We start from the raw sequence: 12,242 nt of genomic DNA, 5'->3' as shown, positions 1-12,242 counted from the left end.
TAGTGATTTATTCCCATTCAAAATCATAGTTATGATTTTTTCAGTTATAAAAAAAGACCCGAAGATAGGTGTTATACCTAACCTTCGGGCCTTTTCTTATATATTTACACGATTAGTCTACCAACCCATGGCTCTTGAATACCTTGTGGATTGTCTCCAAAGCGTAATCTAGTTGCTCTTTCGTGTGGGTAGCCATAAGGGAGAAGCGGATCAGTGTATCCTCGGAAGCAACTGCGGGAGCTACTACCGGGTTTACGAAGATTCCGGCCTCAAATAATTCTTTTACGATAAGGAATGTCAAGTCGTTGTCACGGATAAACAACGGGATGATCGGGGTAGAAGTATGTCCGATCTCACAACCCATGTTACGGAAACCATCCAATGCGTAATGAGTCAAATCCCATAAATGTTGGATACGTTCCGGTTCGCTTAACATGATATCTAATGCCGCGTTCGCTGCGGCAGTAGCGGCAGGCGTATTGCTTGCGCTAAAGATATAGGAACGGGAGTGGTGACGTAAGTAATTGATAACCGGTTCGTCTGATGCGATAAAACCACCGATAGAAGCGAAAGACTTACTGAAAGTTCCCATGATCAAATCAACATCGTTCGTAACGCCGAAGTGATTACAAGTACCGCGGCCATGATCACCGAATACACCGATACCATGAGCCTCGTCAACCATTACACTTGCGTTATATTTCTTTGCGAGAGCTACGATTTCCGGTAATTTAGCGACATCACCTTCCATGCTGAAGACACCGTCGATAACGATAAGTTTCACCTTGTCTGGCTCGCATTTCTGGAGTTGTTTCTCCAAGGAGTCCATATCGTTATGCTTGAATTTCAATTTCGTGGAGAAAGAAAGACGATGTCCTTCGATAATGGATGCATGATCCAACTCATCCCAAAGGATATAGTCCTCACGTCCGGTGATACAGGATACAACACCTAGATTAACTTGGAAACCTGTAGAGTATACGATGGCGTCTTCTTTACCAACAAATTCTGCTAAACGTTTTTCCAACTGGAGGTGTAAGTCCAACGTTCCGTTTAAGAAACGTGAGCCGGCACAACCTGTACCATACTTTTTAATGGCCTCGATCGCTGCTTCTTTTACTTTAGGATGATTGGTTAATCCTAAGTACGCATTAGAACCAAACATCAAGACTTTCTTCCCGCTGATTAGAACTTCCGTGTCCTGATCGCTCTGGATTTCCCTGAAATAAGGATAGATTCCCATTGCCATGGCTCTTTGAGGAGCGTCGTACTTTGCTAGTTTCTCTTGTAAAAGTTTCATATTATTATAAAAGAGAATGATTTATCTCGCTATTTATTTATTCTAATAAAGAACACAGGTTCGCCGCGTACATAATCCCATGTTTCGGCAAATCCAGCCGCAAAAGTAGTAAAAAAATAACTTATAGTAGTCGAAATGCTTTAAAAGTTTTATAAAAGCATTATTTTTGTCCTCTCAAATAAAAAAGAAGAAGTGAGGATGAGCGAACGGGATATAAAAGTACAAGCTATCATAAACCCTATATCAGGTGTAGGGTCGAAGCGCAAGATACCTAAGATGATCGAAGGGATCTGCTCGAAAAAGAACTGTTCGTTAAACATTTCTTTTACAGAGTATGCAGGCCATGCCAGCGAGTTGACTCGGCAAGCCATAGAGGAAGGAGCTGAATATATTTTGGCGGTAGGCGGTGACGGGACGGTGAATGAGATAGCGAGAGCTATGATCCATTCGAACGCGATCTTAGGTATCATCCCGAAAGGTTCGGGCAATGGCTTAGCTAGAGAATTGCACATACCGATGGACGTGAAAAGGGCTATCGATCTGATCGCGAAAGGGCATGTTACGACGATAGATTGCTGCCGGGCGAACGGACAGGTCTTTTTCTGTACCTGTGGAGTCGGTTTTGATGCCGCCGTCAGCCAGAAATTCGCAAATGAGAAACGGCGCGGGTCTCTTACTTATATAAAGAATACGATAGAGGAGTATCTGAGCTATAAGCCTGAGCCTTATGAATTGGTGGTAGATAATCAGACGATCAAGGAGAAGGCGTTTCTAGTCGCTTGCGCGAATGCTTCGCAATATGGTAATAACGCGTTTATCGCTCCGCACGCGAATATACAGGACGGACGGATGGACGTTACGATCTTATCCCCTTTTATGCCATTGGATATCGCTCCTTTGGCCATCCAATTGTTTACCAAACAGATTGATCGGAATAGTAAGATTAAGACGATGAAAGCCCAGCAAGTCACGATTATTCGCCAACATCCGGGCGTGATGCACTTGGATGGAGAACCGATCATGGCAGATCGCCGTATCGATATTACGGTGGAACCAAAGGCCTTACATGTGCTGACTCCGGAGGTTGTGTCTTTCACCAAGGAGGTACATAATTTATTTGACGAGGTAACTCGCTTCTTCGATAAAAAGCTTCCTTACATTTTCAAGTAAAAGTCTTTAGCTATAGCGGTGAATTCATCGCTATATCGATGCCGCTCGATTTCTAGGGTCAGATGAGACGACTTGGGCTTTGCTACCGGCGTCGCTGAGAGTTCTATTAATAAACGCTTAGGAGGGGCATCCGGTATGGGGGAAACGTGGGTTTCTCTCGATGGAGACAAAGACTCTTCTCGAGCGAGGTCTATTAAAGACTCCCGTTGATCAAAGGGAAGCACCAAGGCGATATTTCCTTCGGGTGCCAACAGTTTGCGGCTATCACGCAATAAATCCGGGAGTGATAGAGTATCCGTATGCCGGGCTAGATTACGTTTAGTATCCGGGCATTTCAATGAATCAATAAAATAGGGTGGGTTGGATACGATCAAGTCATATTTGATATTCTCATCCGGCATATATTCGGAGAGCGAGGTTTGATAGACTTGTATCCGGTTGGCGAAAGGCGATTTCGCGATGTTTTCCCGAGCTTGTAAACATGCGTCTGAATCTATATCGATAGCGTCTAGGATCGCGGTGCTACGCTGCGCCAGCATGAGGGCGATCAATCCCGTTCCGGTTCCCACATCCAAAATCCTCTGACATCTCTCTGTGCTAGCCCATGCCCCAAGCAAAACGCCATCCGTTCCGACTTTCATGGCACATTTATCGTGCCATACCGTAAATTTCTTGAATTGAAAATAAGGATTTGCCATATCTCTATCGATTGTATGCCGCGAAATTAGTAAGAATTGAATGAAAAGCTGTAACTTTGGCACGTTTATTGTATTAACATATACAATGATGAATGTATATATGAAAGAAAAGACGAGAGTATTTTGCCAGAATTCGTTTGATGACTTGGATGACAATATTGGTATCGTAATGCCAATTCTTACAGAATGCGATGTAGATGAGGATTTCGCAGAAGGAATAGAGAAAGTTGGAGACACTATACCCATTCTTCCGTTAAGGAATATGGTACTCTTTCCGGGTGTTGCCTTGCCGGTGATTATCGGGCGTCCTAAATCGATGCGCCTGATTAAAGAGGCTGTACATAAAAAGAGTTTGATCGGAGTTGTTTGCCAGAAAGAGATGGGTACGGAAGATCCGGTTTTAGAGGATTTATATACTACCGGGGTAATCGCTGACATCGTTCGTGTCTTAGAGATGCCGGATGGTAGCACTACTGTTATTCTTCAAGGTAAGAAACGCTTTGAATTGAATGAGTTGACCGAGACAGATCCGTATCTTTCCGGTAAGATCACCGTGTTGGAGGACACGAAGCCGGACAAGACAGACCGCGAGTTCGAGGCTTTGATCTCAACGATCAAGGATTTGACCATCAAGATGCTTGGGGCCGTGGCTGAACCTCCCCGGGATTTGATCTTCTCGATCAAGAATAATAAGAATGTCTTGTATGTGGTCAATTTCTCTTGTAGCAATATACCGAGTGGATCGGCCGAGAAACAGCAATTGTTATTGATCGGGGACTTAAAAGAGCGTGCGTATCGGTTACTTTTTATCTTGAACCGCGAGTATCAGCTGGTGGAGTTGAAAGCTTCCATCCAGATGAAGACACATGAGGATATCAATCAACAACAAAAAGAATATTTCCTTCAACAGCAAATCAAGACGATTCAAGAGGAATTGGGCGGGAATATCAATGAGTTGGAGATAAAAGAATTACGGGAGAAAGCCAGTCGTAAGAAATGGCCTGCCGAGGTAGCGCAGGTCTTTGAGAAGGAATTGCGAAAATTGGAACGATTGCATCCGCAATCTCCGGATTATTCCGTACAGACGCAATATGTCCAGAATATTGTTAACTTGCCGTGGAACGAGTATAGTAAGGACAATTTCAACTTATCTCATGCCCAGAAGGTCTTAGATCGTGATCATTATGGTTTGGAGAAGGTGAAAGAGCGTATTATCGAGCATCTGGCCGTATTGAAACTGAAAGGGGATATGAAATCTCCGATCATTTGTTTGTACGGTCCTCCGGGAGTCGGCAAGACTTCATTGGGGCGTTCCATCGCAGAGGCTTTGCGCCGTAAATATGTACGTGTCTCTTTAGGTGGATTGCATGATGAGGCCGAGATTCGCGGACATCGTCGTACCTATATTGGTGCTATGTGCGGACGTATCATCCAGAATATACAGAAGGCGGGAACATCGAACCCTGTCTTTATCTTAGATGAGATCGATAAGATCACGAATGATTTCAAGGGGGATCCAGCATCCGCTTTATTGGAGGTCTTGGACCCGGAGCAGAATAATGCGTTTCACGATAATTATCTGGATATCGATTACGATTTAAGCAAGGTAATGTTTATCGCTACCGCTAACAATTTGAATACGATTTCCCAGCCGTTGCTGGATCGTATGGAACTGATCGAGGTGAGCGGTTATATCATGGAGGAGAAGGTAGAGATCGCAGCGAAGCATCTCGTGCCTAAGCAGATGGATGTACACGGCTTGAAGAAAGGTTCCGTGAAATTCCCCAAGAAAACCTTACAAGTGATCGTTGAAGCCTATACACGCGAGAGCGGTGTCCGGGAATTGGATAAGAAAATCGCCAAAATCATGCGTAAGCTAGCCCGTAAGGTCACTAGCGATGAGCCTATCCCGACTAGTATTAAGCCGGAGGATTTGTATGAATATCTAGGGGCGGTCGAATATTCCCGCGATAAATATCAAGGGAATGACTATGCCGGCGTGGTTACGGGATTAGCTTGGACAGCTGTTGGTGGTGAGATTCTTTTCGTGGAGTCGAGCTTAAGTAAAGGTAAGGGATCAAAGCTTACTTTGACCGGGAATCTGGGAGATGTGATGAAAGAGTCTGCCATGTTGGCACTTGAGTATATCCATGCGCATGCGGCTCAGTTTAATATCAACGAGGAGTTGTTCGAGAACTGGAATGTGCATGTCCACGTACCGGAGGGGGCGATCCCGAAAGACGGACCGAGTGCCGGAATAACGATGGTGACTTCTCTTGTCTCCGCCTTTACTCAGCGTAAGGTGAAAAAGAACTTGGCTATGACCGGCGAGATCACGTTGCGTGGCAAAGTGCTTCCTGTAGGTGGTATCAAGGAGAAGATCTTGGCGGCTAAACGTGCCGGGATCAAGGAGTTGATTCTTTGCAAGGAGAATGAGAAGGATATCAATGAGATTAAACCGGAGTATTTGAAAGGCTTGGTGTTCCATTATGTGAGTGACATTCAACAGGTGGTGGATCTGGCGTTGCTGAGAGAAAAGGTGGATAATCCATTGTTTTAATAACGACTTTTTATGCATATATTGGTGTGGGCTTATACGTATATACGTGTAGGCCCATATTAATATCGGCGTAAGCCTATACGTATATACGTGTGGGCCTATGCCGATATAGGTGTTTTTAAAGGAAGAGTATGCCTTTATTTAGAGCATTTCTGTAGGAATTCCAAGCTGTTGCGTATCTCTTGGATATCGGATTTGAAATCATCGTACTCAATGGAGATAAGTCCGTTGAAATGCTGACGCTTCAGCTCGTTGACGAACGCTTTTACCGGTAAGATCCCGGTTCCCCATGTAGCGTCTTCCATCTTGTCGGTGAGGTCTTTCAAATGTGCTACTTTGATGCGTCCGGACAACTTCTGGAGATTCTTGAGCGGATCTTCATCCACTCGTTTCCAATGGCCGATATCGGCGCATACTCCCATCAAGGGAGAACGGCCTTTCAGCGCTTTCTCTACCACCTCGGCACTTGCGTAAATGCATGGACTCGGATGGTTATGGATCGCTACCTCCATATCGTACTTCTTGGCGAGGGATTCGATGTAGTCCAACTGGTTTAACTCCGGTTCGACAGTCACGATATGTGCGCCTATTTTATGAGCGAATGCGAAGAACTTATCCCATTCCTCGTTAGTCCCATAAGAGGCTACACCAAAGGCGATCGGCTTGATTCCCCTTATCTTGAACTCGTGGCGTAATAAAGCGCAGTCATCATCGCTCAAGTCGTAATTCAGATAGGTCTCTTTTGGGAACGGAGCGCCCAATTCTTGGAAAAAGAAAGCTTCCGCATACCCCATGCCCAATTGTTGGGTCTTATCCAAGGTCTCCATCAACGTAAGATTGTGGAAAGTCCAAGTCTGTATACCCACCTTCCAGTCCGCTTTTTGCGCCGCCAGCTGTACGGCCTGCCCAAGGAGCATGACCGTACATAGTGCTAATATAATATATCGTTTCATACTTATACCGGCATTTCCGGAAGACTCCAGCCTTCACGATAGGTATGTCTGATATATTCGTTGGCAGCCTCTAGCGCATTGAACTCCGCGTATTTCGTATCGAAATAGGGGTGACCGTCTATCACCTTGAAATCATCGCTGGTTACGATCTTCAATACGTCGGAAGAGGATATGTTGGTGAAACGCATGTTTTGGGCGTCCCACATCAATTTCTTGTTCAAGCCTTGCAGACGGATCGCCAATACGCCTAATAACACCATCTCGTTGAATGGTCCGGAATAAGCGAAGTTGGAAGTTCCTTCCACACGGTTCTCAGGAGATTCTTTACAAGCACGGATCCAGTCTTGCTCATGGAAACCGTCGAAGTATCCGGTAGCGTTCGGGATACGGCGCAAATAAGGGGTTACTTGAGGTACACGGCCGGATAATAACCGGGAGTTGAAACCTCCGCAATCGCAGATCAACGTATCTTTAGTACCTACGAAGATACATCCACCCAAACCGTCACGCATCATATCTACGCCATCCGGTAATAAGTCCGGACGCTGAGGAAGCATACCGCCATCGTACCAATATACTTTCACTTCCGGCAAGGCTACCTTTGGAAGATTGTCACGAGCCGGGAAGCGGAATTCTACCACCTCCGATTGAGGAGCGGATTCCGTATTGATCTGGGTAGAACGGCCTTGTACGCGATCCGGATAACCTAACTTCAAGGATTGATAAACCGGGTCGAGCACGTGGCAAGCCATATCTCCGAAAGCTCCGGTTCCGAAATCCCACCATCCACGCCAGTTCCAAGGGGTATAGATCTCATGGAACGGACGCATGGCGGCCGGGCCGATAAATAAGTCCCAATTCATCGTCTTCGGACAACGTTGTTTTTCGGTTGGGCGCTGTAATCCTTGCGGCCAGATCGGACGGTTGGTCCATGCGTGTACTTCTTTTACTTCACCGATCTCTCCGTTCCAGATCCATTCGCATAATTGACGTACACCATCGCCGGAGTTCCCTTGGTTACCCATCTGGGTCGCTACCTTATATTTAGCGGCGAGTTTTGTCAATAAACGGCTCTCGTAAACGGAGTGGGTAAGCGGCTTTTGGCAATATACGTGCTTCCCCATTGTCAAGGCCGTGGCTGCGATCGTGGCATGAGTATGGTCCGGAGTAGCTACCATGACACCGTCGATCTGGTCGCCCAACTCATCGAACATCTTTCGCCAGTCCCAATAACGTTTAGCGTCCGGGAATTCCTCGAAGCAGTTCTTCGCGTATTTCCAGTCGATATCGCAAAGCCCGATGATGTTCTCGGTTTTCATGCCGACCAAGTTCGGGTGGCCTTTACCACCGATACCGATACCGACAATATTCATTGTATCACTTGGTGCCTTATGGCCTAATCCAGCGATCGTTTTAGAGGGGACGATTGTTAGACCAGCTGCCGCTACGGCTGCTTTTTTCAGAAAATCTCTTCTTGATTCCATGTTGTATAATTTGTTTTTTTTAGTAGTTACTGTTAGAAATTGAAACAGGAGGTTACCATTCTATGATCCGAAGGGTAAGGGGAGACTACCACGTCCGAGGTGGTCTCGCTTTCGCCTGTGATAAATGAGTCTGTTACCTTACATCCGGAATATAGTACGAAATCCAGACGGTCTAGTATTTCTTGTTCGCTAGGAACGGGAGTCCATGTATAGCCGGGTGTGGAGACCTCGTCCGGATGGATTGTCCGGTAGGAGTCGTTCATCCCGATCTCAGAGAAAGCCTTGGTTGCCGGCCACTCCACCTTGATCTTGTGGATACCGGCATCGGCGGCCCGTTGTGTCCAGTCCAAGAAAGAAGGCTCATTAAAATCTCCTGTTAAAAAGACAGGATAACCTTCTTTCATGACTTGCTGTATATCTTTTTGATAACGAGTTACTTCTTCACGTCGGGCCTCGTTGGCGAACCGGATAGCTTCCTCCTCGGTATCGATAAACGGATAATCGCCATAAGGAATCCCATTCAATTGATAAGGCTGATACGGGATATAATATAGATGGCAATTAAACATCCAGCAGAATTTGTCTTTGCCTACCTGTATCTTCACCCCGTAGCGGGAAGCCGTACTGTCGACGACCGGATAACGAGATAAGATATAATGTCCCTCCCCTTGGTTGAAAAGGTGGAAACCTAGGGATTCCGCGATTTCCGGCACATGATCGTGCTTGATGCCGTCTTCTTCATAGATATGCCCTTCTTGGATTCCTACGATATCCGTCTGGCTAGCCTCGATCACTTTCGCTGTCTGGCTAGGGGGAAGCTTTCCCCCTAGGGTATTCAACCAAATATTGAAACTGCTGACTTTTACCGTTGCCGGCTTGTCGCTACATGCGCTCAATGCACAACAAAGTATGGCTACGCAGCATAAAATTTCACTTATCTTCCTCATGTTTCTCTGGTATTTACAGGAACAAATATATTAAATGTCCCGTTCTTTTCACTACTAAGACTTCTTAATTTATTTTACCATCGGCCAAGGAAACTTCGATACAAGCTGGATGCGTTGACCTGTAGCTTGTGATTTTCGGGCGGCCTCGATAATCTCTAATACGTGTAACGCATGCTCGACATTTATAGGTGGTTCCGTGTTTAATGCCATGTGTTTGCTGATATCGGAAGCACCTTCTTGCCAAACATAGCCATTGGTGTCCGGAACGAAACGCTGGGGTACCGGATGATCCATCGTCGATAAGTCCACCCCGTTCGGTGCCCAGTCGTAACCTACCATATGCATATTGCCGTGTGAACCGTATAAGGAGATCGTCGCTTTCTCCTGTCCTTTACCTAAATGTCCGTATGGATCGAAATAGTTGAAACCACACTCGATATGAGAAAGGACTCCCTTTTCGTGTTCCATGATAATCATGGCATTATCTTCTTCTCGAACTTTGATCTTGCCCTTATCGTCTACGGTTCTCTCCGGGGTTACGATTGTAGTCATGGCAACAACGGATTTAGCCGGTCCCAATAATCCGGTTAGGGTAGCGATATTATAAACTCCTAAGTCGGGCATACTGCCACCTAGCGGTTCGTAGAAGAAAGCGGACCAAGAAGGACCTTCATGTCCGTAATGTCCGTGCGCGCATGCCAGATTACCTAGGGTTCCTTTATTGATTTGTTCGGCCATAAAGGCAAATTGAGGACTGTTTACAACGGCAGGCGCACCCCAGATACGAAGCCCCTTGCTAGTAGCGAGATCGTATAATTCTTTGCCTTCCTTATAGGAATTCGCCAAAGGTTTCTCGCTCCAGACATTTCTTCCCGCCATTAAAGCCTTACGGTTCAACTCTCCGTGAACCTGCATATCGGTCAATGTAAGCATCAAGTCGAACTTGGAACCGCTAAGCATATCATCGATATGCTTGTACCATTTAGGTATATTATATTGCTTGGCCGCCTTTTGAGCACGATCCGGTTTGATATCGCAACAAGCTACGATTTCTACATACGGGCACTTCGATATATGGGGAAAATATTGGGTAGATACACTTCCGCAACCGATAACGGCTACTTTCACCTTTTTACCTTCCGATTCGAATTTCTCCGCATAGGCGGAAAGGGGTGATAGTAGTGACGCGAGACTTGCTGCGGCCGATACTTTAAAGAATTCTTTTCTATTCATGGCATTGATTTCTTAATACAATTAGTCTAAATCCTTAATCTTCACATTCTTGAAATATACTTTACTTCCATGGTCCTGAAAACAAAGTTTACCGGTGGTAGAGATACCGTAATCGGGGAAAGCTTCCCATTTACCGCTATAACGACGCATCTTCCAATCTTCGGACCCTTCTTGGAAAGAGAATAGTTTTTCTCCGTTCAGCCAGTGCTCAACATATCCATCCTTGTAAAGTACCATAGAGGAGTTCCATTCTCCCGGAGGGTTCACCTGTTTGGTTTCCGGTACATACATAGCGTAGTTGCAACCCGTTTTCTGCCAGTCTTCCAATCCCTCTTTTCCGGTCTCGCTGACCCAAGGATAGTTATCGTCATCGATCAACTGGTATTCCGGGCCGGTTTCAAAAGGAGCTTTGTACTTAGGCCCTTCTTGTACGTGATATAAGAATCCTGAGTTTCCTTGCGCCCCGATTTTCCAATCCCATTTGATCTGGAAATTATGGTAGTTCTTAACGGTAACGATATCGGTACTTACCTTGATCGTAGTATCCGCTATCACGTCACCACCGTTTCCGTAGCCGACGATCACCCCGTCTTCTACCTGCCATCCCTTGACATCACCCCCGTTGAACATTTTCCAACCGGTAAAATCCTTGCCATTGAATAACAAGGTATAGCCTTCCGCTTTTTCTTCCTCAGTCAATACATTATCTTTTACTTCCGTGGATGAGGAACGACTTCCACATGCAACCATACACATCCCGTAAATGGTTACTAGAAAAATAGATACGATCTTTTTCATATATTAGAATATTTAGTTTAATTATCTCCTTATGATAACGCCATTTGATATGGTTTATTTGTTCATTGGCAAAAATACTGCACATAAAGGATTTGGATAATAGAGTATCTAGCTAAAAAAAATGGATTATCTTTGCGTTATTCAGTAACCATCTAAAAGTTCTGGTTTATGGCGAAAATAAAGCATGGTTTTTCCGGTCAGCGATTGATTGTCTATCCTTTCTACGTTATAGAACAAGCGTTGAACAACCCGTTAGTTGCGGACTTGGTCGTACACTCTATGGGGTATTTTCCGAAGGCGGAAAGCCATTATATTGATCGTGCGTCCGGTTGTGGAGAGTATCTTTTAATTTATTGCACCAAAGGAGAGGGCTGGTACGTGTTGGATGGAAAACGATATGTCGTACCCGAGAATCATTTTTTCATCCTCCCGGCAGAGAAGCCCCATCAATATGGTTCGAGCGAGCATGATCCTTGGTATATTTATTGGGCACATTTTAAAGGGAAAAAGGCGAAGTATATCAGCGATCAACTGCAAGGGGTGATCCCGATCGACATGGATGATAATTCCCGTATCGGCGATCGTATCGCTTTTTTTGATGAACTATTGAATGTGTTGGAGAGTGGGACGGATGAGGCTACGGTTAATTACGTCAATTTAAGTTTCAATCATTTGATCGCCTCTTTCCTCTATGTGAAGACGTATAGGGAGGCTAAATTCTCCAAAAGCAAGGCGGAGAATACGTTCTTTATTAGTTTGGCGACCCACTTCATGACGGAGAATCTGGAAAATAAATTGACATTAAAGGAATTGGCCTCTCATTTCGGCTATTCGGAATCTTATATGTACAGGCTTTTCTTCAAGGAAACCGGTTATGCTCCGATGAATTATTTCTTGCATATGAAAATAGACCGGGCTTGCCAGCTATTATTACATACGAATATGAAGATCAATCAAGTCGCCTTGAAACTGGGCTTTGACGATCCCTACTATTTCAGCCGTATCTTTAAGAAGATAGTAGGGACATCACCCAAGGATTACCGGCACTCGTTACCGAAGTGAGATATTTACGATGAACCTAAACGGGAATTTAGGGCTG

The 12,242-nt window shown here is 45.2% G+C and carries 10 protein-coding genes; 3 read left to right on the top strand and 7 right to left on the bottom strand.

The genetic code is table 11. The features are described from left to right. Positions 1-112: 112 nt before the first annotated feature. Entirely contained in the window at positions 113-1,300 is a 1,188-nt protein-coding gene (gene spt / locus ACYIA1_RS09975) for a serine palmitoyltransferase (RefSeq protein ID WP_005854840.1), read from the bottom strand. Between the two features lie 198 nt (positions 1,301-1,498). Here spt and ACYIA1_RS09970 point away from each other — a divergent pair, with 198 nt between their 5' ends. Beyond that, positions 1,499-2,470, top strand: coding sequence for a diacylglycerol/lipid kinase family protein (locus ACYIA1_RS09970; protein WP_005854843.1), 972 nt, complete (start codon positions 1,499-1,501; stop codon positions 2,468-2,470). Here ACYIA1_RS09970 and ACYIA1_RS09965 read toward each other — a convergent pair. Then, on the bottom strand, positions 2,455-3,168 hold the full coding sequence (locus ACYIA1_RS09965) for a tRNA1(Val) (adenine(37)-N6)-methyltransferase (RefSeq protein WP_181987538.1): 714 nt from the start codon (positions 3,166-3,168) through the stop codon (positions 2,455-2,457). The two genes, ACYIA1_RS09970 and ACYIA1_RS09965, sit on opposite strands and share 16 nt — an antisense overlap. 88 nt (positions 3,169-3,256) lie before the next feature. Here ACYIA1_RS09965 and lon point away from each other — a divergent pair, with 88 nt between their 5' ends. Continuing rightward, entirely contained in the window at positions 3,257-5,728 is a 2,472-nt protein-coding gene (lon, locus tag ACYIA1_RS09960; protein WP_480336317.1) for an endopeptidase La, read from the top strand. A gap of 137 nt (positions 5,729-5,865) precedes the next feature. Here lon and ACYIA1_RS09955 read toward each other — a convergent pair whose 3' ends face one another. The 5 genes from ACYIA1_RS09955 to ACYIA1_RS09935 form a co-directional block, all read right to left on the bottom strand. Next, on the bottom strand, positions 5,866-6,681 hold the full coding sequence (locus ACYIA1_RS09955) for a sugar phosphate isomerase/epimerase family protein (protein WP_480335155.1): 816 nt from the start codon (positions 6,679-6,681) through the stop codon (positions 5,866-5,868). A gap of 2 nt (positions 6,682-6,683) precedes the next feature. Further along, positions 6,684-8,165, bottom strand: a complete 1,482-nt coding sequence (locus ACYIA1_RS09950) for a Gfo/Idh/MocA family oxidoreductase (protein ID WP_005864916.1) — start codon at positions 8,163-8,165, stop codon at positions 6,684-6,686. A gap of 32 nt (positions 8,166-8,197) precedes the next feature. Beyond that, positions 8,198-9,112, bottom strand: a complete 915-nt coding sequence (locus ACYIA1_RS09945; RefSeq protein ID WP_005864918.1) for an endonuclease/exonuclease/phosphatase family protein — start codon at positions 9,110-9,112, stop codon at positions 8,198-8,200. A gap of 69 nt (positions 9,113-9,181) precedes the next feature. Then, positions 9,182-10,345 (bottom strand): Gfo/Idh/MocA family protein, encoded by a 1,164-nt coding sequence (locus ACYIA1_RS09940; RefSeq protein WP_480335152.1) that lies wholly within the window; start codon positions 10,343-10,345, stop codon positions 9,182-9,184. Between the two features lie 21 nt (positions 10,346-10,366). Next, a complete protein-coding gene (locus ACYIA1_RS09935; RefSeq protein WP_005854859.1) occupies positions 10,367-11,143 on the bottom strand; it encodes a 3-keto-disaccharide hydrolase in 777 nt (258 codons plus the stop codon). A 168-nt stretch (positions 11,144-11,311) separates the two neighbouring features. Here ACYIA1_RS09935 and ACYIA1_RS09930 point away from each other — a divergent pair, with 168 nt between their 5' ends. Further along, positions 11,312-12,205: an AraC family transcriptional regulator gene (locus ACYIA1_RS09930; RefSeq protein WP_005854860.1), complete on the top strand. Its 894-nt coding sequence runs from the start codon at positions 11,312-11,314 to the stop codon at positions 12,203-12,205. Positions 12,206-12,242 lie beyond the last annotated feature (37 nt).

The organism is Parabacteroides sp. KHUB-02 (assembly GCF_056640955.1).
The sequence above is the reverse complement of the archived record's forward strand: the minus strand, read 5'-3'. Positions and strand labels throughout refer to the sequence as shown.